This is a genomic window from Streptomyces cucumeris (assembly GCF_024295805.1).
Taxonomy (GTDB): Bacteria; Actinomycetota; Actinomycetes; order Streptomycetales; family Streptomycetaceae; genus Streptomyces; species Streptomyces cucumeris.
On sequence record NZ_JANCLX010000005.1, the window covers coordinates 14,009 to 35,816 of the forward strand.

Genomic DNA, 21,808 nt, shown 5'->3' on the forward strand with positions numbered 1-21,808 from the left:
AGACGGCAGGAGAACGCCGGGAAGGGGCAGGCCGGAAGCGGGCGCGGCGCCCTGCAGCGGCCCCCTACAGCGCCGCCGCGCCCCGGTCGCGCAGGGACTGTCCGTACTGCTGGAGGACCCACAGCTCGTTCTGGACGGCGGCGAGATGGTCGGGGTCGGCCTGCTGGCCGAGCCGCTGGAGGGCGCCCCGGACCTCCGTCACCCGCTGATTGACGGCGGCCAGGCGCACGGCGACCAACTGCACGCCCGCATACGCCTCGTCCGCCTCCCGGCGGATGTGCAGCGGCTCGACGGCCAGCTCGGTGACCATCGCGCGGACCGTGTCGTCGGGGGCGGTGTCCCGGACCCGGGCGAGATAGTCGCCGTCGGCGCCGGTGGCCCCGCCCGCGTCCTCGATGGTGCGGCGCACGGCCGCGTACGGCGGGGCGGTGAACTCGTCGACGCCGTACGCGTCGAAGGCCGGGGAGACCAGCTCGGGGCGCTGGAGGGCCAGCTTCAGCAGCTCGCGCTCGACGCGGTGGGCGGGGCTGCGGAGGTTGAGTGCCGGGCCGCGCGGGGCCGCCGGGGCGGGCTGTCCCTCCGGACCGCCCCGCTGGCCCCTCGGTCCGCCGTCGCCGCCGGGGCCGCCCGGACGGCCGCGCTGATCGCCCCGGCCGCGCTGGTCGCCGCCCTGGCCGCGCCCGCGCTCACGGGCCCAGCGGGCAAGCTGTGAGACGCGCCGGACGACGAACTGGGTGTCGAGGATGCCCAGCAGACCCGCGAGGTGCACCGCGGACTCGTGCTGGATGGAGCTGTTCTTGATCCCGGCGACGACCGGGGCCGCCTCCTCCAGGGCGGCGGCGCGGCCCACCGCCGTGTCCAGGTTGTGGCGCGCGATGATCTGCCGGATGGCGAACTCGAAGAGCTGGGTGCGGCTGTCGACCAGGGCCTTGACCGCGCCATCGCCCTCCGCGAGCCGCAGTTCGCAGGGGTCCATCCCGCCCGGGGTGATCGCGATGTAGGTCTCGGCGGCGAACTTCTGGTCGTCCTCGAAGGCGCGCAGGGCCGCCTTCTGGCCCGCCGCGTCACCGTCGAAGGTGAAGACCACCTCGGCGCTCGCGTTGTCCATCAGCAGCCGGCGCAGGATCTTGATGTGGTCGCCGCCGAAGGAGGTGCCGCAGGTGGCGATGGCGGTGGTCACCCCGGCCAGATGGCAGGCCATGACGTCCGTGTAGCCCTCGACGACGACCGCCCGGCTGGTCTTGGCGATGTCCTTCTTGGCGAGGTCGATGCCGTACAGGACGTGGGACTTCTTGTAGAGCGGGGTCTCGGGGGTGTTGAGGTACTTGGGGCCGTTGTCGTCGTCGCGCAGCTTGCGCGCGCCGAAGCCGACCACCTCGCCGGTGATGTCGCGGATCGGCCACATCAGCCGGCCGCGGAAGCGGTCGATCGGATTGCGGCGGCTCTCCTGGGCGAGACCGGAGAGGATCAGCTCCTGGTCGGTGAAGCCGCGGCCGCGTAGGAAGCGGACCAGGTGGTCCCAGCCCGCGGGGCTGTAGCCGACGCCGAAGTGCTGGGCGGCGGCCTGGTCGAAACCGCGCTCGGCGAGGAACTTCCGGCCGATCTCCGCCTCGGTGCCGTCGAGCTGCTCTACGTAGAACTGCGCCGCCGCCTTGTGGGCCTCGACCAGACGGGTGCGCTCACCCTGCTGCCGCCCGGGGGTGTACCCGCCCTCCTCGTAGCGCAGGGTGATGCCCGCCTGGGAGGCCAGCCGCTCGATGGTCTCCGCGAAGGAGAGGTGGTCGATCTTCATCACGAAGTCGACCGTGTCGCCGCCTTCCTGGCAGCCGAAGCAGTAATACAGCCCCTTGCTGGGGCTGACCTGGAAGGACGGGGACTTCTCGTCGTGGAAGGGGCACAGGCCCTTGAGATTGCCGCCCCCCGCGCCCCGCAGCTGGAGGTACTCGGACACGACGGCGTCGATCGGGACCGCGTCCCGCACCGCCCTCACGTCGTCATCGTTGATCCTGCCTGCCACGCGTGAATTCTACGGCCGGGGTCCGACACGGTTCTCCGCTCCGTGCCGGACCCGGGACGCGGGCCGCGGGCCGCGGGTCGGCGGCCCGCCGTCACGGCGTGGGTCACGGTGCCGGCTGGGGCACCGGCTACGGCAGCAGCGAGGCCAGCGGGACGGCCGGGTCGGCCAGGGCCGCCGCGTCCAGCGGGGCTCCGGCGCGGATCAGCCCCTGGATGGTCCCGGTGACGTCCCACACGTTCACGTTCATCCCCGCGAGCAGCCGGCCCTCGTTCAGCCAGAACGCGATGAACTGCCGCTTGCCGACGTCACCGCGGACCAGGACCTGGTCGTAGGAGCCGGGCGGGGCGTAGCCGGAGTACTCCAGGCCGACGTCGTACTGGTCGGAGAAGAAGTACGGCACCCGGTCGTACGTGACGTCCTGGCCGAGCATCGCGCGGGCGGCGGCCGGTCCGCCGTTGAGCGCGTTCGCCCAGTGCTCCACCCGCAGCCGGGCGCTCGGGGGCAGGGCGGCGCGGACCGGGGTGCCCTCCAGGAAGGCGAGCGGGGCGGAGGCGACGTCGCCCGCGGCGAAGATGTCCGGGTCGCTGGTGCGCAGCGCGGCGTCCACCGCGATACCGCCGCCCAGGGCGCGGTCCACCACCTCCAGGCCCGCGGCCTCGGCGAGGGCGATCCGCGGCGCGGCGCCGATCGCGGCCAGCACGCTGTGGGCGGGGTGCTCCTCGCCGTCGTCGGTCAGGGCCGCCAGCACCACGCCGTCCTGGCCGGTGATCTCGGTGAGCCGGGCACCGAAGTGGAAGCGGACGCCGTGTTCGCTGTGGAGATCGGCGAAGAGGGCGCCCAGTTCCGGGCCGAGGACCGGGTGCAGCGGTGTGGGCTCCGGCTCGACGATGGTGACCTCGGCGCCGTAGCCGCGGGCGGCCGCCGCCACCTCCAGGCCGATCCAGCCCGCGCCCGCGATGACGAGCTGGCCGTTGTCCCGGCCGAGCGCGGCCAGGACGCCCTTGAGCCGCTCGGCGTGGGCCAGGCGGCGCAGGTGGTGGACACCGACGAGATCGGTGCCGGGGATCTCGAGACGGCGCGGTTCGGCGCCGGTGGCCAGCAGCAGCCGGTCGTAGTTGATCCGGGTGCCGTCCCCGAGGGTCACGGCCTTGGCGGCGCGGTCCAGCCGTACGGCGGGCTGGCCGAGGTGGAGCTCGATATCGGCCTGGGCGTACCAGGCGGGCTCGTGGACGAAGACGCTGTCGCGCTCCTGGCTGCCGGTGAGGAAGCCCTTGGACAGCGGTGGCCGCTCATAGGGGTGGTCGCGCTCGTCGCAGATGAGGATCACCCGGCCGGTGAAGCCCTCCGACCGGAGGGTTTCCGCGGCTTTCGCCCCGGCCAGACCTCCTCCGACGATGACGAACGTCTGGTGTGCGTCGACCACTTGTCTCCTCCTCGCTGCCGAGCAGTGGCTCTGCGTTTGCCTTACCCCGGTCGCGTCGGCCTGGCGCGTGGGCCTCGCGTCGTTCTCGCGTGAGTGTTGCGCGCGACTCGTGTCGGTCTGCCGTGTGTCGTGTGTCGTTCTCCCGTCAGTCTCCCGCCGGTCCGGTGTCGGAGGTCTCTTCTCGGCCTGATGTGTCGGTGTCCTCGATGGCCCTTGTCAGAACCTCGTGGCGCCCGCGCCCCGGCCAAGGAGGAGCCTCCCGCACCGGGCGCACGTCGGGAAGGGCCGACGCGGTCCCGGCGGGGCGCGGCGGCGCTCATGCCCGGCGGGCCGAGGGGGGTTCGGTGAGGCGGGCGTGGAGGGCTCGGGCCGAGGCGTCGGTCAGGGCGGCGATCTGGTCCACGATCGCGCGCAGCCTCCCGGCGTCGTCCCCGGCCTCCTCGAACAGAGCGCGGAACTGCGGGTCCAGCCCGACCGGGGCGCGGGCGATCAGGGCCTCCCCCAGTTCGGCGATGACCACCCTCTGGTCGGCGCGGACCAGCTCCTGGTCGGCGCGCTGGATGACGTAACGGTCGGCCACCGCCTTGAGCACCGCGCACTCCAGCCGGATGGAGCGGGGCACCACCAGGGAGGCCGCGTAGCGGGTGAAGCGGCCGGTGCCGTAGGCGGCGCGGGTGGCGCCCTCGGCGGCCAGGCAGAACCGGCCGATGAGCTGGCTGGTGGCGTCCTTCAGCCGGGCCTGGGCCACCGGTGAGCCGTCGTAGCCGTGGGGCCACCACTCCTGTTCCAGCAGCCGGTCCAGCGCCTCGGCCAGCTCCTGCGGATCGGCGCCGGGCGCGTACCGGTCGGCGGCGACGGCGAACACCTCGGCCCGCTCGGGCTCGGCGAGCAGGCTGGCCGGGTCGAGATGACCGGCGTGCAGCCCGTCCTCGACGTCGTGCACCGAGTACGCCACATCGTCGGACCAGTCCATGACCTGGGCCTCGAAGGTCGTACGGCCTTCGGGGGCGCCCTGCCGGAACCAGCGGAAGACCGGGATGTCGTCCTCGTAGACGCCGAACTTCGGGGAGCCGGGGTCACGGGGGTGGCCACCGCGCGGCCAGGGGTACTTGGTGGCGGCGTCGAGCGCCGCGCGGGTGAGGTTGAGACCGACGCTGCGCTGGCCGCCGGTCTCCTCGTCGGGGACGAACCGCTTGGGCTCCAGACGGGCCAGCAGCCGCAGTGACTGCGCGTTCCCCTCGAAGCCGCCGCAGGGCGCGGCGATCTCGTTGAGCACCTGTTCGCCGTTGTGCCCGAAGGGCGGATGGCCGAGGTCATGGGCGAGACAGGCCATCTCGACCAGATCCGGGTCACAGCCGAGGGCGGCGCCCAGCTCCCGGCCCACCTGCGCGCACTCCAGGGAGTGGGTCAGCCGGGTGCGCGGGGTGGCGTCCCAGGCCGGGGCGCGCCGCGCCGGGCCGTGGTCGGCGGCCGGGGCGGCGGGCACCACCTGGGTCTTCCCGGCCAGTCTGCGCAGGGCGGCGGAGTGCAGCACCCGGGCCCGGTCCCGCTGGAAGGCGGTGCGGCCCGGCCGTTTGTCGGGCTCGGCCGCCCACCGCTCGAGGTCCGCCGCGTCGTAGCCGGGGATCCGGCGGGCCGCGGCCTCACCGGTGGCCCCGGGCCGGTACGACGCGCCGGAAGGGTCGGGATCAGGTCCTGCTGGGCTGTTCATACACCGACGGTAACCGCCTCGTGTGACAAGGGAGCACTTGCGAGGGCCTGTTCGTAGCGGTGCAGGACGAGTCGGGCGACGGCCGGATGGTCGCCGAGCGGGGCCGCCGCGATCCCCGGGGCGGCGTCCGCGCACTGGCTCGCGAAACGGCCGGGAGCGGTGAAGTACGAGGCCACCGCGGCCCGCTCATGGCCCAGGTCGGCCAGGGCGCGCAGCGCGTCGGACACGCGGGGCCCGGTGCCGGAGGCGTGTCCGGGCAGCACCGGGACACCGCCGAGCCGGGCGCTGAGCAGCTCGGCGGTACGGGCGGTGTCGAGGGCCGCGTCCGGGTCGTTCGAGCCCGCGGCGGCCAGGACCACACCGCCCGGCGCGGCGGTGGGCGCCCCGGGCTGCCGGGCCGCCTCGGCCAGCCGGGTGTGCAGGGCCTCGGCCAGCAGGGGGTGCGGGCCCAGCGGGCCGGCGATCCAGGCGCGGAGGTGGGGCGCGGCGGCGACGGTGGCCGGAATGTCCCGCTTGGTGTGGTGGCCGCGGCCCAGGAGCAGCGGCACCACCACGACATCACCGCGCAGGGCGGCGAGGGTGTCGGTCAGCAGCGGCTCGTTCAGCTCGATGTGGCCCAGGCGCACCGGCACCTCGGGGCGGAGCGCCCGGACCCGGTCCAGGAGCGCGGTCACGGTGCGCAGCGCCCGGGGGTCCCGGCTGCCGTGGGCGACGGCGACCAGGGTCGGCGGGGGCGCGGGGCGGCGGGCGGACCGCCCCCTGCGGCTGAGCTGGGTGTGGAGCTGTGCGGTGATCCGGTTCATGAGCTGCGCCGTGCTGTCGAAGTCGTGGGGGCCGTCGTGGGGGCCGGTGGGGCCGGGAGGCCGGGGAGGGCCGGAAGGACAGTGGGGACCGGGAGGACCCGGGCGGGGCGACGCCGTCATGAAAAGAGCCTGGCAGCGGCGTGTTGCGCCGCCGTTGCGCCGCGGTGACGGGTGGTTGCGCCGACTTCACCGGCGCCTCCGGGGTGCGCTGAGGTCCGGTTCCCGGAGGCGTAACGCACCGGGACGCGGTCCGTAACACGGACGTAGCACGCTCCCCCGTATGCCGCACGCTCCTGGGGACGCACCCGCCACCGCCTCCGCCACCACCGCCGCCTCCGTCGACACGCACTGCCCGTACTGCGCGCTGCAGTGCGGGATGACGCTGCGGCCGTCGGCGGCGGATGTCGGTGTCGAGGTGGTGGAACGCACCGCGTTCCCGGTCAATCGCGGCGCGCTGTGCGGCAAGGGGCGCACGGCGCCCGCCCTGCTCTCCTCCCGGGTGCGTCTGACCGGGCCGCTGGTCCGCCGCCCTGACACCGGTCGGCTCGAACCGGCCACCTGGGAGGAGGCCCTCGACCGGGTCGCGGAGGGCCTCGCGGCCACCCGCCGGGCGCACGGTCCGGACGCGGTGGGGGTGTTCGGCGGCGGCGGGCTGACCAACGAGAAGGCGTACGCGCTGGGGAAGTTCGCCCGGGTGGTGCTCGGCACCTCGCAGATCGACTACAACGGCCGGTTCTGCATGTCCTCGGCCGCCGCCGCCCACCAGCGGGCCTTCGGACTGGACCGGGGGCTGCCGTTCCCGCTGGCGGACGTCTCGCGCACGGGCTGTGTGATCCTCGTCGGCTCCAACCTCGCCGAGACGATGCCGCCCGCGCTGCGCTATCTGACCGAGCTGCGGGAGGCGGGCGGACGGCTGATCGTGGTCGATCCGCGCCGTACGCGCACCGCCGAACAGGCCGATCTGCACCTCGCCCCCCGGCCCGGGACCGATCTCGCGCTGGCCCTGGGGCTGCTGCACCTGGTGGTGGCGGAGGGGCGGGTGGACGAGGAGTTCATCGCGCGGCAGACCACGGGCTGGGCGGAGGCACGGGCCGCCGCCATGGCCCACTGGCCGGAACTGGTCGAGCGGATCACCGGTGTCCCGGTGCCCGAACTCCGGCGCGCGATAGGCATGTTCTGCGACGCGGAGAACGCGATGGTGCTCACCGCGCGCGGCCCCGAGCAGCAGTCCAAGGGCACGGACACCGTCGGCGCCTGGATCAACCTGTGCCTGGCCACCGGCCACGCCGGGCGCCCGCTGTCCGGCTACGGCTGTCTCACCGGCCAGGGCAACGGCCAGGGCGGCCGGGAACACGGCCAGAAGGCCGATCAGCTCCCCGGCTACCGCAAACTGGACGACCCCGCCGCACGCGCCCATGTGGCGGGCGTCTGGGGCGTCGACCCCGACACGCTGCCGGGCCCGGGGCGCAGTGCGTACGAGCTGCTGGACGCGCTCGGCGGCGAGGTGCGGGGGCTGCTGCTCATGGGCTCCAACCCCCTGGTCTCCGCGCCCCGCGCGGCCCACATCGAATCGCGGCTGCGCTCGCTGGACTTCCTGGCGGTCGCGGACGTCGTGCTCTCCGAGACGGCCGCGCTCGCGGACGTCGTCCTGCCGGTGGCCCAGTGGGCCGAGGAGACGGGCACGACGACCAATCTGGAGGGCCGGGTCATCCTGCGCCGGGCGGCCGTCTCCCCGCCGCCGGGCGTGCGGACGGACCTGGCGGTGCTGAACGCCTTGGCGGCGCGGCTCGGTTGGGAGAAGGGGTTCCCCGCCGACCCGGAGGAAGTCTTCGACGAACTGCGCCGCGCGTCGGCGGGCGGCCCCGCGGACTACTCGGGCATCACCTACCGCAGGATCGCGGAAGAAGACGGCGTGTTCTGGCCCTGCCCGGCCCCGGCCGGGGCCGGTGACCGGGACGGGGAACGGGACGGAGACCGGACCGGCGTCGGACCGGAGGACGACGGGGCCGGGCCGGCCGGGGTAGTTGTGTCTCACCCCGGTACGCCGCGGCTCTTTCTGGAGCGGTTCGCCACCGTCGACGGGCGGGCCCGCTTCGTTCCCGTCACCCACCGGCCCGCCGCCGAGGAGCCGGACGCGGAGTACCCCGTTCTGCTCACCACCGGCCGGGTGCTGTCCCAGTACCAGTCAGGCGCCCAGACCCGGCGGGTGGCGGAGTTGAACGAGGCCGCGCCCGGGCCGTTCGTCCAGCTCCATCCGCTGCTCGCGGACCGGCTGGGCGCGGTGGAGGGGGCTCCGCTCGCCGTGGTCTCCCGCCGCGGCCGGGCCGTGGCCCCGGCGCGGATCAGCCGGGACATCCGGCCGGACACGGTGTTCATGCCGTTCCACTGGGCGGGGCCGGGCCGGGCCAACACGGTCACCAACCCGGCGCTGGACCCGGTCTCGCGGATGCCGGAGTTCAAGGTGTGCGCGGTACGGGTGGAGCTGGCCGGGGACTGATCCCCGGGCCCGCCGCGGGGCCACCGCGGGCCCGCCGCGCCCGTACCCCGCTCCCCCGGAGCGCTCAGTGGTGCCATGCCTTGCCGTCGGTGTTGTGGATCATCCGCTGGAGGACCTTGAGGACGGTCACATACGTGTCGTCGTCGATGCCCTCGTGGATCCGCGCGCGCATCTGGAGCTGGCGTTCCGCGGCCCGTTCGCGCAACGCCCCTCCCTCGTCGGTCAGCCGGAGCCGCGCCCCCTCGCCGGAGACGAGCAGACCGCGCTCCAGGAGGGCGTCGATCTCCGGCTCGAGGGCGTCGCCCGCATCCAGGTAGCCCTCCAGGACCGACCGCACCTGCTCACGGAGCCGGCCGTCCGCACCGCCGTCGAACACCTGGTTGAGCACCCACCACTGGGGCTGGCTGAGGCCGAACTCGGCCAGCCCGGCGCGGATGTGGGTCACCACCGACTGGTGCGCGGCCCAGGACCAGTAGCCGATGGGCTGCCGGACCAGTTCGGCGTCGCTGTGGGAGTACTCCATCACCCTGTCCTCATTTCGCTTCGTCCGTCCGTGGGACTGATCGCATGACCCGTTCACGCGACTGCTCATGAACGTAGAAGTTGAACCTGAGGTGAGGTCAACCGCCGCTATCCGGTCTCCTCGACTTCCTTCAGGTAGGCCGCCCGCGTCGGCTCGTCCAGGAAGGCGGCGCGGAAGGAGTTGCGGGCCAGGGTGCGCAGGGTGGCGGCGTCGAGCCCGAGCGCGGTCCGTACGGCGGTGTAGTTGTCGCCCACGTAGCCGCCGAAGTAGGCGGGGTCGTCGGAGTTGACCGTCACCAGCAGCCCGGCGTCCAGCATCGCGGGCAGCGGATGGTCCTCGAGGCGGTCGACGACGCGCAGCCGGACGTTGGACAGCGGGCACACGGTCAGTGGCACCTGGTCCGCGACCAGCCGCGCGACCAGGGCCTCGTCCTCCAGGCAGCGCACACCGTGGTCGATCCGGTCCACACCGAGGACGTCCAGGGCCTCCCACACGTACGCGGGCGGGCCCTCCTCCCCCGCGTGCGCCACACACTTCAGCCCGGCCTCCCGGGCCCGCGCGTACACCTCGCGGAACTTCGACGGCGGGTTGCCGACCTCGGCCGAGTCCAGGCCGACGGCGGCGATCCGGTCCAGGTGCGGCCGGGCCGACTCGAACGTCTCCAGGGCGGACTCCGCGCTCTTGTCACGCAGGAAGCACATGATGAGGCGGGTGGTGATGCCGTAGGTCTCCTGGGCGCTGTCCAGAGCCCGCGACAGGCCCCCGATGACGGTGCCGATGGGGACGCCGCGCTCGGTGTGGGCCTGCGGGTCGAAGAAGATCTCCGCGTGCCGCACGCCCTGTTCCCGGGCGCGAGCCAGGTACGCGTGGGCGAGGTCGGCGAAGTCGTCCTCGGTGCGCAGCACGGCCATCAGCGCGTAGTACAGGTCCAGGAAGTCCTGGAGGTCGGTGAAGGAGTACGCGGCCCGCAGCTCGTCCTCGGTGTCGTAGGGCAGCACGACGCCGTTGCGCGCGGCGAGCGCGAAGGCGAGTCCGGGCTCCAGGGTGCCCTCGATGTGGAGGTGGAGCTCTGCTGTGGGGATCGGGGGCACGGCTTGATCACACCTGTTTTCTCGGTCGTACGGAACGTCCCCAGGCTATGCGGAAGCAGTCCGCCGGACTGATCGCCACCCCCTGCGATACGGCCGGAACACGGCCGGAACACGGCCGGAACGCGGCCGGGACGCGGCCGGGACGCGGCCGGGACGCAACCGCGCGGCGTCCGTGGTCGTCCCTCAGCCCGACGGACACAGGGGTGGCGGCGAGACGGGTCGGGGGGACGGATGGGGCGTGCGGGGGCGCGGTTCGAGCGGATGCGGTGGGCCGCCATGACGCCGTGGTACCGGGCGCGGCGGCGGCTCCGGCGGCTGTTCCGGCGGCGTACGCGGCGGGAGCAGCGGCGGCTCTTCCAGATCGGCGCGGCGCTGTGCGTCCTGGCGCTGCTCCCCGCGACCTGGCTGCGGCTGACCACCGAGGACCGGATCCGCACGGTCGCGGACGTACCCGCGGCCCCGGTCGGGGTGGTCTTCGGGGCCGGGCTGTGGAACGGGGCGCCGTCCCCGTACCTGGCGCACCGGCTGGACACCGCCGCGCGGCTCTACCGGGCGGGCAAGGTGCGCGCGCTGCTGGTCACCGGCGACAACAGCCGCCAGGACTACAACGAGCCGGACGCGATGCGCGCCTACCTGGCCCGGCACGGTGTGCCCGAGGGGCGGATCGTGCGCGACTACGCGGGCTTCGACAGCTGGGACTCGTGCAGCCGCGCCCGGCGGATCTTCGGGGTGCGCCGGGCGATCCTGGTGAGCCAGGGCTTCCACATCCAGCGGGCCCTGGCGCTGTGCGGTGCGGCGGGGATCGACGCGTACGGGGTGGCGGTCGCCGAGCCGCACGACGTGACCTGGAACCACGGTGCGCTGCGCGAGGTACTGGCGGCGAACAAGGCGGTCCTGGACGCAGCCTTCCGGCCGGATCCGGCCTTCCTGGGGCCCCGGGAGCGGGGCCTGGAGGAGGCGCTGGCGGCGGACGCCGATCACCGCTGACCGGCAGGACCGCAGGTCAGCCGATGGTCGTCTCCGTGACCACCCAGGCCAGGTAGTCCTCGCTGCCGTTGGCGATCGGGGTGGCGATGACCTCGGGGGTGTCGTAGTCGTGCGCCTCGCGGATGTGGGCCTCCAGCTCCTCGTACCGCGCGGCGGTGGTCTTGAACAGGACCTGCCACTCGGCCGAGGTCTCGATGGCCCCCTCCCACCGGTACACCGACGTGACGGGCTGGCTGATCTGCGCACACGCCGCCAACCGCGCCTCCACGGCCCCGCGCGCCAGCGCCTCGGCCTTCTCGGGGGTGTCGGTGGTGGTCAGGACGGTCAGATAGTCGGCCACGGCTGCTGAACCTCTCTCCTGGGCGGCCCCGGGGCCCGCGGACCCAGCGGTGAACTGGCGCGCACCACGCTAGCCGGTGACGATTGAGAGAACCCGGCGACGATCAGACCAGGCCGATCGAGGGGCACTCATGGATGACCTCACCGCGCTCGCGCGCCACCATCTGGACCAGGCGAGAGCCGATCCGCACGGGCGCAGCGCCCATCTGTTCCTGCACGACGGACCGCTGCGGCAGAGCGTGATCGCGATGGTCTCCGGCTGTGAGCTCGACGAGCACAACGCGCCCCCGGCGGCGAGCCTCCAGGTGCTGCACGGCCATGTCCGGCTGACCGGTGCCGACGGCGGGACCACCGATCTCATCGCGGGGCAGGTGCACCGCATCCCGCACGGGCGGCACGGGCTGCGCGCCCTGGAGGACTCGGTGGTGCTGCTGACGGCGGTGACCGCGACGGTCGGCTGTCCCGCCCCCGCCGAGGACGCGGTCACCGCGTGACGGCTCCGGTCCGCGGTCTCCCGGACGGCGCGTCCGGGCCCGTGACGTCCTCGCGGGCGGTCCCGCCCGGCACCCGTCAGGCGACCGGGCGGCGCAGCGCGCGCAGCACCTGACCGTCGCCGGCCGTACGGGCCTTCCGCAGCATCCGCCGCAGCTCGCCCCGGTCCACCGCGTCCGGCCGGGCCGCCCCGTGGGCGGTGACGGTGAGCCGCAGTCCGTCACGGTGGCGGGTCAGGACGATGCTCCCGCTTCCGTCGCCGCGCGTCCGGACCGACTCGGTGATCCGCCCGTCGCGCCGTCCGTCCCGCGCGTGCGCGCCGGGGTCGCGGCGGACGGCGAACACCACATCGGGCCGTTCGCGCCCCGCGCCCGTGTACACGTACCGGGCCCGGAAGTTGTCGTCCGCCAGCTCGCCGTTGCCCTCGTCCAGCCGGTAGCCGGCGGGCGGATCGGGCAGCACCAGTTCCCGCCGGACCAGGGAGGTGCCGGTCATCAGCGCCCGGACCTCCGCCGTCTGGCGCGCCTTGTGGGTCACGGCGGTGCCGTACGCCACCACACCGAGCAGGGCCACCCCGGAGACGACCCGGACCGCCACGCCCGTGATGAACAGCGCCGCCACCAGCGCGTAGGGCACTCCGCACAGGGCCGCGCGGGACAGCGGACCGCCGGTGTCCAGCGCTCCGGCGCGCCGGGCACCGGCACCGGCCGCAAGTCCGACCGTGCCGCCGCAGAACACCATCACGGCCCAGGCCCACCGGCCCACCGCCGTACGGCACATCGGGACCGCGCGGTGGACCGGGGCGGGGACGTGGGCGAGCGCCGTCACCATGGCCGCCGCGACGACGGCCGGCACCACCAGGGCTCCGGCCGTACCCCGCCCCCACCACGGCAGGGAGGCGAGCCGGTGGCCCAGAGGTATCAGCAGCGCCCCCAGCAGCCACACCGGTCCGGTGGCAAGGGGGATACGCGTCCATCGTCTCCCGGCGGTCTCCACCGCCCGATGGTGCGTCGGCGCGGCGGCCGGGCGCCTGAGTACGGCTACTCAATTCCGGCCCCGCGTCCGCTCCTACTTGTAGCCGAAGTCCTGGGTCCAGTAGGCCCGGTGCTTGCCGCCGAGGGCCACGCCTATGCCCGTCGCCTTGGAACGGCAGGAGAGGATGTTCGCCCGGTGGCCGGGGCTGTGCATCCAGGCGTCGAACGCGCCCTTGGGGGTCCTCGGCCAGGCGTCGATGTTCTCCGCCGAGGCGTCGTGGTACCCCTGCGCCTCCATCCGCTCCTTGGGGTCGGAGCCATTGGTGCCGGTGTGGGAGTAGTGGCTGTGGGCGGCCATGTCCTGGCTGTGCAGCCGGGCCGCGCGGTCCAGCCGGGGGTCGCGGTGCAGCGGGGCACAGCCGTGGTCGGCGCGGGCCTTGTTGACCAGGCGGTTGATCTCCGCCTCGTAGCGCGCCACCTTGCCTGTCTTCGGCGACTTCGGCGACTTCGGCGCTGAGGTGGTTGCCGAGGCGGTGGGGGCGGGGGCGGAGGTGCCCTCGGGGGTGGCCGGATGCGACGCCTGGGGGAAGGTCTCACCCGCGGTGGCGTCGTCCTGGGAGGAGAACACCGCCGCCGACCCGGCGACCACGCCGACGGCGGCCACGATACCGAGCGGAATCATCCGCACTCTGCGCCGGTGAGCACCGCGCGTCTCGCGCTTCGACCAAGAGAGTTTCACGTTCAACTACACCGTTTCCATGGGGGGATGACCGTATCGGAGCGCGGGGCTCCGAAACCGGGAACGGGGAAACCGTAACAAGGGGAAAACCTCCCCCCGACCCGCGCTCGCCACTACGACATCCCAGGTCACACCCACTGCGGCTAGCCGCATTCCGCCAAGTCCGCCGGGCCGGGGCGGAATTCGGGAAACGGGCCGCGGCCGTGGGGGAGAAGAAAATCTGGGCTCAGGCTCAGACACTCTGGGGCTGATTCCCGAATGCGGTGATCCCTCACCGAATTCACGGTGTCTTCGGTGTGCCGTTCAGGCGACCCACTGGTCGTATCCCAGCTTGCACACCAGGGAGACCACGACCACCACCAGCACCCCGCGGACGAAACCACTCCCCCGCTTGAGGGCCATCCGCGCGCCCACCATGCCGCCCACGAGGTTGAAGCAGGCGAGGACGGCGGCCAGGCGCCACAGGACGGTGCCCTGGAGGCCGAAGGTGACGAGGGCGCCGAGGTTGGTGCAGACGTTGACCACCTTGGCGGTCGCGGACGAGGTGACCAGATCGGTGCCGAGGGTCGCGGCCAGGGCGAGGACGAGGAACGTACCGGTGCCGGGGCCGATGAGACCGTCGTAGAAGCCGATGCCCAGACCCACGCCGAGGACCGCGGCGAGCACGCGGTGGCGGGACACCGGGCCGGTCAGCGCGGGGGCGGCGCCGAACGTGGGCCGCAGCAGGACGAACGCGAGGACCATCAGCAGGACGACCATGATGAGCGGGCGGAGCACACCGCTGTCGATCCCCGAGGCGAGGTACGCCCCCGCGAGCGAGCCGATGGCGGCGGCCACGCCGATCCGGACGGCGATCCCCAGGTCCAGGGGCGCCTTGCGGGTGTAGGTGACGGCGGCGCCCGTGGTGCCGCAGATGGCGACCGCCTTGTTGGTGCCGAGGATGAACGCGGGCTGAAGGTGCGGAAGTCCCACCAGCAGGGCGGGGAGCATCAGCAGTCCCCCGCCTCCCACGACGGCGTCGATCCAGCCGGCCGCCGCCGCGGTCAGACAGAGCAGGAGCAGCGTCGTCAGGGATATGTCAGGCATGCTCCGGAGCCTAGAAGCCCCCGGTCGGCGGGGTGCCCGCACCCCCCGGCGGGCAGCGGTGAGGGCCCGGCGCGGGGTGCGCGCCGGGCCCTCACCCGGAGGACGGCGGTCAGCGCCCGGCGACCGTGGCTTCCCTCATCAGGAAGACACCGCAGACGTCGCCCGGCCGCACGGTCCGGTCCAGCTTGTCGATCTTGATGGGTCCGGTCGGACGGACCCGCTCACCGCGCTTGACGCGCTCACCGTGCCGACCGGGCAACGCCGGTGTCGCCTTCTTCTGTCCGGCCTCGTGCTTCATGACGACCACCACGCACTGGTTGCCGGGCTTACCGGGCTCGGCAGGGTCACCAGGCTTGCCGGGCAGCACCTTGCCGCACAGGATCTGCGACGGGGTCTCTCCCTCGGTCTTCCCCTTCCCCGGGACGGAGCGCTTGGCGCGCGCGTCCGCCCCGTCGTGCCGCTCCACGGCATCGCAGACGACCGCGATCCGGTCGGGGTGCTTCTCCAGCGTGCCGGAGGGGGAAGGCGAGCCCCCGGCGGCCGATGCGGGCGCGGCACCCATGGCCAGGGCACCGGCGGCCACGACGAAAAGGATCTTGCGGCGCGTGGCCGCTGCGGAACGGGGCCTGGTCGACATCGTCATATGTCTCCTTGGTCGAAGGGCCGGACTCCGCCGTCCGTCGCGGGAGTCCGGCGGCCGGGTCACTCGGCGACCGGCCCGCCCACCGTGTCGCACCGGCGCTGAGTCCCCGCTGAAACCGCTGAGGCCCCGCTGAAGGCGTCGGCGGTTTCAGCGGGGGCTCAGCCGGGGCGTGCCATTCTGAGCCGGTGCGCATACTCGTGGTGGAAGACGACGCCCGTCTCCGCGAACTCCTGCGGGAGGGGCTGGAGGAGGAGGGCTACACCGTCGAGGAGGCCGGTGACGGACCGGGCGGTCTGACGAGGGCGATGGCCGCTCATGGCACCGACGGTGAGTACGCCGCCGTCGTGCTCGATGTGATGCTCCCCGGGATGTCCGGCTACCAGGTCTGCTCCCGGCTGCGCGCGGCGGGCGTCTGGACGCCGATCCTGATGCTGACCGCGAAGGACGGCGAGTACGACGAGGCCGACGGGCTCGATGTCGGGGCCGATGACTACCTCACCAAACCGTTCTCCTACGTGGTGCTGATCGCCCGCGTCCGCGCACTGGTCCGGCGCGGCGGGCTGGACCGGCCCGAACTGCTGGAGCTGGGCGATCTGCGGCTGGAACCGGCTGCGCTGGCCTGCTGGCGCGGCGGGGAGAACGTCGTCCTCACGGCCAAGGAGTTCGCCGTGCTGGAGTTCCTGGCCCGTCGTGCCGGCCAGGTGGTCTCCAAGTCCGAGATCGTGCGGACGGTGTGGGACACCGCGTACGACGGGGGTGCCAATCTCGTCGAGGTGTACATCAGGGCGCTGCGCCGGAAGATCGATGTGCCGTACGGACGGACCGCGATCCGCACCATCCGTGGCGCGGGCTATCTGCTGGCCCGCGACGGCGGCTGAGAAACCGACGGCACAGGCGGCGGAAGCGGAGAGGACGGGCCCGGTATGAGACTCACGCGCACGATGAGCGTCCGCGCCAAAGCCGTCGTGGCAGCGGCCGGGACCGTCACGTTCGCCATCGGTCTGTGTGTGCTCGCCCTCGTTCTCGCCCTCCAGCAGAACCTGCGCGAGAGCGCGCGGTCGGATGCCCGGAGGACCGCCGTGTCGGTCGTGGACCAGCTCGCCATGGTCGAGCCCCGCACGGGCAAGCCGGTGGTCATCATGCCCGACCGGGTCAGGATCCACGATGTCGAGGGGCGCGTGGTCCCCGCCACGGCCGTCTTCGAGGCGCATCAGGAGCCCAAGGCCACCATGACGCACGGCCGTGCGCCCGAACCGGCTCCCGGAGCCCTGCTCACCGGCGAGAGCGACGAGCGCTACCACGTCGCGGTGAACCCCTCGACCACCGCCCTGGACAACGCCAGACAACTGCTGCTGCACGACGTGGCCCCCGCGGCCGCCGGTCTGGTGCTGTTCGTGGCCGGGCTGACCTGGCTGCTGGTCGGGCGGGCGCTGCGTCCGGTGGCGGCCATCCGGCAGGAGGTCACCGAGATCACCGAACGCGATCTGCACCGCCGGGTCCCGGTCCCCGCGGCGCGGGACGAGATCGCCCGGCTCGCCCGGACGATGAACGCCACCCTGGACCGGCTGCACCAGGCCATGACCCGGCAGCGCCGGTTCGTCGCGGACGCCTCGCATGAACTGCGCAGCCCCATCGCGGCCGTCCGCACCCAGCTCGAACTCGCCATGGCCCGTCCGCACCGCACCGACTGGCCGTCCGCCGTGCACAAGGCGCTCCAGGACACCGAGCGGCTCCAGGCGGTCGCCTCCGATCTGCTGCTGCTCGCCCGGCTGGACGCCCAGGACGCGCCGCCCCGTTCCCCGGTGGATCTGAGGGCGCTGGCCGCCGAGGAGGCGCGGCGCCACCCGGGGACGGTCGCGCTCGCTCCGGCCGGCGACGGCACCGGCCCGGCGGCGGACCCGGTCGTCCACGGCAGCCGGGTCCAGCTCTCGCGGCTGCTGACCAATCTCGCCGACAACGCCTGCCGGCACGCCCGCGCCTCGGTCCGCCTCACCGTCGTTCCGTGCGAGGACGCCGTCGAACTCACCGTGGACGACGACGGTCCCGGGATCCCCGAGGCCGACCGCGACCGGGTCTTCGAACGCTTCACCCGGCTCGATCACGCCCGGGCCCGCCAGGACGGCGGCACCGGTCTGGGACTCGCCATCGCCCATGACATCGCTCACGCCCATGGGGGGACGCTCACCGTCCTCACCAGCCCCGAAGGCGGTGCTCGGCTGCTGTTGCGCCTGCCGCGGGCCGCCTCCGCGTAGCTGCCCGAATGCGGAGAACGGTTGCCCGTTCCCTCCGTAGCGGTGAGAGTTTGGCAACTACCGGACTCTTCTGATCACTTGGTCAGTAGTATCTGCCCGTTCTTGGCCGTGTCCCGGATGGAGGTGTCATAGGTGCTGTCGGGGGCGGAGACCGTCGCCACGGCCGCGTCCGTGCTGTTGGTGCTGGTGTTGTCGCTGTGCCTGATATGGGTGTCCCGATTGCGCCGGGCCGTTGTCACGTCACGGGCCGAGACCAAACGGGAACAAGCCGTTTCCGAACGAGAACGCGCCAATTCCGCGGAAGAGCGAGCCCTGGCGGCCGAACGCGGTGAAGAAGTGGCACGGATGGCGGCCGTACGGGCCGATCTGGACGAGGCGGCGCGCCGGGAGCGGATCCTGCGGGATTCGGTGCAGGCGTCGTTCGAGTCGGTGGCGCGGAACATGCACGCCATGTCGATGGTCCAGCAGCAGGTGCTGGACGGTCTGGGGCAGTTCGTCTCCGACCCCCGGCTGATGGCCGAGGTGATGAAGGCCGACCACGCCGCCGCCCAGATGACCCGCAAGGCGCAGACCCTGCTGGTGATGTGCGGGATCTGGCCCGCGCGGCGGGAGACCCGGCCGGTGACGCTGTTCGACTGTGTGCGCGGCGCGCAGTCGCGGATCCTGGAGTTCGGCCGGGTGGAGGTGCACGGCGGCCAGAACCTCTACGTGGTGGCGCCCGCCGTCGAGGGCCTGATGCACACGGTCGCCGAACTGCTGGAGAACGCCACCGTGTTCTCCCCCTCCCGCACCCAGGTGGCCGTCTCGGTCCGGGAAGTGGCCGCGGGCGCCGTCATCGAGATCGACGACGCGGGGCTCGGGATGCCGCCCGACACCCTGGAACAGGCCGTGGGCCAGCTACGCGAGGGACTGGACCTGGCCCAGCTCGGCGCGGTGCCGCGGCTGGGGCTCGCCTGCGCCGGCCGCTGGTCGCGCGAGCTGGGCTTCGGGGTGGAGCTGTCCACGGCGTCCGCGTACGGCGGGACCCGGGTGGTGGTCTTCGTACCGCACCGGCTGCTGACCGAGTTCAGCGTCGGCGCGCCGGTGCCGACCGCGGAGCCGGTCGTCGCCGAACCCGCCGCCCTGACCGCCGGACCGCCCTCCGTGGCCGCGGCCGCGACCGTGGCCGCCGACGAGGCGGAGCAGGCCCCGGAGCCGGACGCGGTCCCCGCACCGGATCCGGCACCCTCGCCGGGTCCGGCCGCCCCCGGGCTGCCCCAGCGCCGCAACCGCCGCCGTACGCCACCGCGGAGCGCCACCGGACCGGCGGCCACCACACCGGCCGTGGCGCCTCCGGCCGCCACGGCGCCGGGCGCGGCCGCCGGCACCACGGCGGCGGACGGGGACCCGTGGACGCCCGAGGCCGCCCGCGCCTCCGTCGCCAGCGTGGTCGCGGGCACCCGCCGCGGCCGGGCCGAGGTGGCGCGGTCCCCGCGGGACCGCGACCGAGATGACCATGAGGATCGAGAGGGAGGCCGGTAGTGGCCGGAACCATTTCCAGACTGCCCGACGTTGGATGGATGCTGCGTCCCCTGACCCAGATTCCCGGGGTGCGGCATGCCGTCGTCGTCTCGGAGGACGGTCTGCGCATGGGGCACGGCTCCGCCGAGGGGCTGAGCGGCGAGGTGTCCCAGCTCGGCGTCGCCGAGGCCGAGTCGCTGGCCGCCGCCTGCGCCGCGCTGACGGTGACCAGCCAGTCCACGGTGTCACTGCTGTTCGGTGAGGAGGCGGGGGTGCGACAGCTGATGATCGAGTCCGACAGCGGATTCGTCCTGTTCACCTCGGCGGGCCAGGGCGCCTCGCTGGGGGTGGCCACCGACACCGAGGCGGATGTCGGTCTGGTGGCCCAGCAGATGCAGCTGCTGGTGGCGAAGATCGGCGCCCACCTGAGCAGTCAGCCGCGGGAGCCGATCAGTCCGGCGTCATGACCGGTCCCGGGGAGGAACGGACCACGGCCGCGGTGCGCCCCTATGTGATCACAGGGGGGCGCGCGGGTTCCTCACGGGAAGCTCTGCCGCTGGAAACGCTCGTCATGGCCTCCGGGAGCACACTGCCTCCGACACTGCAGCCCGAATACCGGCGGATCGCCCATTTCTGCCGGGGGTTGCTGTCGGTGGCGGAGGTCGCGGCACACCTGGGTCAGCCACCCGCGGTGGTGCAGGTGCTGCTCGCCGATCTCATCGACTGGGGGCACGTCGTGGCACGCCCGCCGATCAGGGCGGCCGAGCGTGCCGATTTGGACTTGCTGAGGAAGGTGCTCAATGGGCTTGAGAGCAAGCTCTGAGATCTCGATGGCCGATACGGACGACACAACGGAGCCGGGCGATATGGACGGCATGGACGACAGCCCCGTCATGTATGTGCAGCCCAGCGTCTCCGGCGCGGCCAAGATCCTGGTCGTCGGGCCGATGGGGGTCGGCAAGACCACGCTGATCGGCACCGTTTCGGAGATCACCCCGCTCTCCACCGAGGCGACGATGAGCCGGGCGGGAGCGCGTCTTGACACCGTCGTCAGCCCGTCGAAGACCACCACCACCGTGGCGCTGGACTTCGGACGGATCACGCTGGGCGGCGAGTTGGTGCTGTATCTGTTCGGCACCCCGGGCCAGCAGCGCTTCCTGCCCGCCTGGAAGGACCTGGCGCGCGGTGCGCTGGGCGCGCTGGCGCTGGTGGACACCCGTGATCTGGAGGCGTCCTTCGACGCCATCGGCCACCTGGAGGATCTGGACGTACCGTTCTCGGTGGCGGTCAATTCCTTCCCCGACAGCGCGCTGCACAACGAGGAGGATCTGCGGTCGGCACTCGACCTGCTGCCGCACACCCCGCTGGTCATCTGTGACGCCCGCGAGCACAAGTCGTCGGTGCAGGCGCTGATCTCGCTGGTGTCCCATCTCATCGAGACCGTCGCGGAGGCGCCGTGACCACCGTGACCCGCCGGGTGCCGCTGTACGGGGCGGCGCTGGAAGGCCGGATGACCGACCTGTACGAGCGGATGCGCCGGGAGCACGGCGCCGTGGTGCCGGTGGACATCTCCCCGGGCATCGAGGCGTGGCTGGTGATCGGCCACCGCGAACTGCTCCACCTCACCCGCGACGAGCAGTACTTCTCCCACGATCCGCGCCGCTGGACCCCGCTGCGCGACGGCCGGGTGCCGACCAACTCCCCGCTGATGCCCCTGGTCGGCTGGCGCCCCGCGCTGCTGTTCGCCGACGGTCAGCAGCACCGCCGGATGCGCTCGGCGGTGGTGGACGCACTGGGCCGGGTCAACGGCCATGAGCTGATCCGCACGGTGCGGGCCACCGCGGAGCGGCTGGTGGCCGGGTTCGCCGGGCGCTCCGGGGCCGATCTGGTGGCGGAGTACGCCCGGATCCTGCCGCTCCAGGTGGTCACCGAACTGCTGGGCCTGGACGAGGAGAACGGACCGCGGCTGGTCGAGGCCATCCGCACCATCGCCAACGCCCCGACCGTGGCCGCCACCAGCGCCAACCGGACCATGGGCCGCATCCTGCTGGAGCTGATCGCGGAGAAGAAGCGGCGGCCGGGCCCGGATCTGACCTCCTGGCTGCTGGAGCACCCCATCGGCCTCGGTGACGAGGAAGTGCTGCACAACCTGGTCGTGATCATCGTCGCGGGGAACCAGACCACCGTGAACTGGATCGCCGAGACCACCCGGATCCTGCTCACCGACCCGGCGTTCCGCTCCTCGCTCGCGCACGGCCAGATGACCGTGGACGACGCGCTCGACCTGGTGCTGTGGCGCTTCCCGCCGACCGCCAACTTCCCCGGCCGCTACGCCACCCGCGATCTGCGCTTCGGCGGCCAGGACATCCGGGCCGGGGACATGCTCATCCTGGGGCTCGCGGGGGCAAACGCCGATCCGGAGGTGCTGCCCGAGGACGGCCGTCCGGTCGTCGGCAACCGCTCGCACCTGGCGTTCGGCGCCGGGCCGCACACCTGCCCGGCACGCGATCCGGCCCGGCTGATCACCCGGACCGCGGTGGACACCCTGCGCCACCGGCTGCCGGACATGGAGATCGCGGTCCCGGAGGAGCAGTTGCCGTGGATCACCTCGCCCTGGTCCAAGGGTCTCGCCGCGCTGCCGGTGCGGTTCTCCGCGCCCCAGCTCGCCGCCGAGGCCCCGGCCGCCCGGAACACCTCCGAGAACCGCCCGTGACGCCCTCGCAGCCGCCAG

Annotated in this window: 21 protein-coding genes; 10 read left to right on the forward strand and 11 right to left on the reverse strand. The window is 73.2% G+C overall.

All coding sequences use genetic code 11. The features are described from left to right. Positions 1-64 precede the first annotated feature (64 nt). The 4 genes from dnaG to NMK44_RS08960 form a co-directional block, all read right to left on the reverse strand. Entirely contained in the window at positions 65-2,017 is a 1,953-nt protein-coding gene (dnaG, locus tag NMK44_RS08945) for a DNA primase (RefSeq protein ID WP_254740204.1), read from the reverse strand. A gap of 127 nt (positions 2,018-2,144) precedes the next feature. Beyond that, positions 2,145-3,440 carry an NAD(P)/FAD-dependent oxidoreductase gene (locus tag NMK44_RS08950; protein ID WP_254740206.1) on the reverse strand — a complete coding sequence of 432 codons (1,296 nt, stop codon included), beginning with the start codon at positions 3,438-3,440 and terminating at the stop codon, positions 2,145-2,147. Positions 3,441-3,756: 316 nt separating this feature from the next. Then, complete coding sequence (locus NMK44_RS08955) at positions 3,757-5,151, reverse strand: deoxyguanosinetriphosphate triphosphohydrolase (RefSeq protein WP_254740208.1); 1,395 nt, start codon at positions 5,149-5,151, stop codon at positions 3,757-3,759. Next, positions 5,148-5,954, reverse strand: a complete 807-nt coding sequence (locus NMK44_RS08960; protein ID WP_254740210.1) for a sirohydrochlorin chelatase — start codon at positions 5,952-5,954, stop codon at positions 5,148-5,150. Before NMK44_RS08960 ends, NMK44_RS08955 begins: the two co-directional genes overlap by 4 nt. Before the next feature lie 280 nt (positions 5,955-6,234). Here NMK44_RS08960 and NMK44_RS08965 point away from each other — a divergent pair, with 280 nt between their 5' ends. Continuing rightward, positions 6,235-8,451, forward strand: a complete 2,217-nt coding sequence (locus NMK44_RS08965) for a molybdopterin oxidoreductase family protein (protein WP_254740212.1) — start codon at positions 6,235-6,237, stop codon at positions 8,449-8,451. 64 nt (positions 8,452-8,515) lie between these two features. Here the strand turns inward: NMK44_RS08965 and NMK44_RS08970 are convergent, their stop codons facing one another. Next, positions 8,516-8,974 (reverse strand): MarR family winged helix-turn-helix transcriptional regulator, encoded by a 459-nt coding sequence (locus tag NMK44_RS08970; protein WP_254740214.1) that lies wholly within the window; start codon positions 8,972-8,974, stop codon positions 8,516-8,518. Between the two features lie 107 nt (positions 8,975-9,081). After that, positions 9,082-10,065, reverse strand: a complete 984-nt coding sequence (locus tag NMK44_RS08975) for an adenosine deaminase (protein ID WP_254740216.1) — start codon at positions 10,063-10,065, stop codon at positions 9,082-9,084. 276 nt (positions 10,066-10,341) lie between these two features. On the opposite strand from NMK44_RS08975, the gene NMK44_RS08980 reads away from it, so the two are divergent. Further along, entirely contained in the window at positions 10,342-11,052 is a 711-nt protein-coding gene (locus tag NMK44_RS08980) for a SanA/YdcF family protein (RefSeq protein ID WP_254740217.1), read from the forward strand. Positions 11,053-11,068: 16 nt separating this feature from the next. Here NMK44_RS08980 and cutA read toward each other — a convergent pair whose 3' ends face one another. After that, on the reverse strand, positions 11,069-11,392 hold the full coding sequence (gene cutA, locus NMK44_RS08985; RefSeq protein WP_254740219.1) for a divalent-cation tolerance protein CutA: 324 nt from the start codon (positions 11,390-11,392) through the stop codon (positions 11,069-11,071). Positions 11,393-11,522: 130 nt separating this feature from the next. Here cutA and NMK44_RS08990 point away from each other — a divergent pair, with 130 nt between their 5' ends. Further along, positions 11,523-11,885: a cupin domain-containing protein gene (locus tag NMK44_RS08990; RefSeq protein ID WP_254740221.1), complete on the forward strand. Its 363-nt coding sequence runs from the start codon at positions 11,523-11,525 to the stop codon at positions 11,883-11,885. 76 nt (positions 11,886-11,961) lie between these two features. On the opposite strand, the gene NMK44_RS08995 is transcribed toward NMK44_RS08990, so the two are convergent. The 4 genes from NMK44_RS08995 to NMK44_RS09010 all read right to left on the reverse strand — a co-directional run bounded on the left by NMK44_RS08995 (position 11,962) and on the right by NMK44_RS09010 (position 15,319). Next, on the reverse strand, positions 11,962-12,879 hold the full coding sequence (locus NMK44_RS08995) for a hypothetical protein (RefSeq protein ID WP_254740223.1): 918 nt from the start codon (positions 12,877-12,879) through the stop codon (positions 11,962-11,964). Between the two features lie 72 nt (positions 12,880-12,951). Further along, on the reverse strand, positions 12,952-13,539 hold the full coding sequence (locus NMK44_RS09000) for a CAP domain-containing protein (protein ID WP_254740225.1): 588 nt from the start codon (positions 13,537-13,539) through the stop codon (positions 12,952-12,954). Between the two features lie 360 nt (positions 13,540-13,899). Further along, a complete protein-coding gene (locus tag NMK44_RS09005; RefSeq protein WP_254740227.1) occupies positions 13,900-14,682 on the reverse strand; it encodes a TSUP family transporter in 783 nt (260 codons plus the stop codon). Between the two features lie 109 nt (positions 14,683-14,791). Beyond that, a complete protein-coding gene (locus NMK44_RS09010) occupies positions 14,792-15,319 on the reverse strand; it encodes a hypothetical protein (RefSeq protein ID WP_254740229.1) in 528 nt (175 codons plus the stop codon). Positions 15,320-15,510: 191 nt separating this feature from the next. Between NMK44_RS09010 and NMK44_RS09015 the strand changes: the two genes are divergently transcribed. From NMK44_RS09015 to NMK44_RS09045, 7 genes are all read left to right on the forward strand, one after another. Beyond that, on the forward strand, positions 15,511-16,203 hold the full coding sequence (locus NMK44_RS09015; RefSeq protein ID WP_254740231.1) for a response regulator transcription factor: 693 nt from the start codon (positions 15,511-15,513) through the stop codon (positions 16,201-16,203). A 45-nt stretch (positions 16,204-16,248) separates the two neighbouring features. Then, positions 16,249-17,577, forward strand: coding sequence for a sensor histidine kinase (locus tag NMK44_RS09020; protein WP_254740233.1), 1,329 nt, complete (start codon positions 16,249-16,251; stop codon positions 17,575-17,577). A 132-nt stretch (positions 17,578-17,709) separates the two neighbouring features. Beyond that, positions 17,710-19,098, forward strand: a complete 1,389-nt coding sequence (locus tag NMK44_RS09025) for an ATP-binding protein (protein ID WP_254740235.1) — start codon at positions 17,710-17,712, stop codon at positions 19,096-19,098. Further along, positions 19,098-19,544 (forward strand): roadblock/LC7 domain-containing protein, encoded by a 447-nt coding sequence (locus tag NMK44_RS09030; protein ID WP_254740237.1) that lies wholly within the window; start codon positions 19,098-19,100, stop codon positions 19,542-19,544. The genes NMK44_RS09025 and NMK44_RS09030 overlap by 1 nt, the downstream gene beginning before the upstream one ends. Further along, the gene (locus tag NMK44_RS09035) at positions 19,541-19,900 is read left to right on the forward strand and encodes a DUF742 domain-containing protein (protein ID WP_254740239.1); all 360 of its coding nucleotides are present in this window, start codon (positions 19,541-19,543) and stop codon (positions 19,898-19,900) included. The genes NMK44_RS09030 and NMK44_RS09035 overlap by 4 nt, the downstream gene beginning before the upstream one ends. Before the next feature lie 43 nt (positions 19,901-19,943). Next, the gene (locus NMK44_RS09040) at positions 19,944-20,537 is read left to right on the forward strand and encodes a GTP-binding protein (protein WP_308358455.1); all 594 of its coding nucleotides are present in this window, start codon (positions 19,944-19,946) and stop codon (positions 20,535-20,537) included. 50 nt (positions 20,538-20,587) lie between these two features. Then, entirely contained in the window at positions 20,588-21,790 is a 1,203-nt protein-coding gene (locus tag NMK44_RS09045; RefSeq protein WP_254740818.1) for a cytochrome P450, read from the forward strand. Positions 21,791-21,808 lie beyond the last annotated feature (18 nt).

What these genes read in the sequence shown, in the direction of transcription:
- NMK44_RS09020 (WP_254740233.1), top strand. Translation starts at nt 16,249, where the DNA reads ATGAGACTCACGCGCACGATGAGCGTCCGCGCCAAAGCCGTCGTGGCA.
- NMK44_RS08960 (WP_254740210.1), bottom strand. Translation starts at nt 5,954, where the DNA reads ATGAACCGGATCACCGCACAGCTCCACACCCAGCTCAGCCGCAGGGGG.
- NMK44_RS08970 (WP_254740214.1), bottom strand. Translation starts at nt 8,974, where the DNA reads ATGGAGTACTCCCACAGCGACGCCGAACTGGTCCGGCAGCCCATCGGC.
- NMK44_RS09035 (WP_254740239.1), top strand. Translation starts at nt 19,541, where the DNA reads ATGACCGGTCCCGGGGAGGAACGGACCACGGCCGCGGTGCGCCCCTAT.
- NMK44_RS09040 (WP_308358455.1), top strand. Translation starts at nt 19,944, where the DNA reads ATGGACGGCATGGACGACAGCCCCGTCATGTATGTGCAGCCCAGCGTC.
- NMK44_RS09000 (WP_254740225.1), bottom strand. Translation starts at nt 13,539, where the DNA reads ATGATTCCGCTCGGTATCGTGGCCGCCGTCGGCGTGGTCGCCGGGTCG.
- NMK44_RS08990 (WP_254740221.1), top strand. Translation starts at nt 11,523, where the DNA reads ATGGATGACCTCACCGCGCTCGCGCGCCACCATCTGGACCAGGCGAGA.
- NMK44_RS08965 (WP_254740212.1), top strand. Translation starts at nt 6,235, where the DNA reads ATGCCGCACGCTCCTGGGGACGCACCCGCCACCGCCTCCGCCACCACC.
- NMK44_RS09045 (WP_254740818.1), top strand. Translation starts at nt 20,588, where the DNA reads ATGACCGACCTGTACGAGCGGATGCGCCGGGAGCACGGCGCCGTGGTG.
- NMK44_RS08955 (WP_254740208.1), bottom strand. Translation starts at nt 5,151, where the DNA reads ATGAACAGCCCAGCAGGACCTGATCCCGACCCTTCCGGCGCGTCGTAC.
- NMK44_RS08980 (WP_254740217.1), top strand. Translation starts at nt 10,342, where the DNA reads ATGACGCCGTGGTACCGGGCGCGGCGGCGGCTCCGGCGGCTGTTCCGG.
- NMK44_RS09010 (WP_254740229.1), bottom strand. Translation starts at nt 15,319, where the DNA reads ATGTCGACCAGGCCCCGTTCCGCAGCGGCCACGCGCCGCAAGATCCTT.
- NMK44_RS09005 (WP_254740227.1), bottom strand. Translation starts at nt 14,682, where the DNA reads ATGCCTGACATATCCCTGACGACGCTGCTCCTGCTCTGTCTGACCGCG.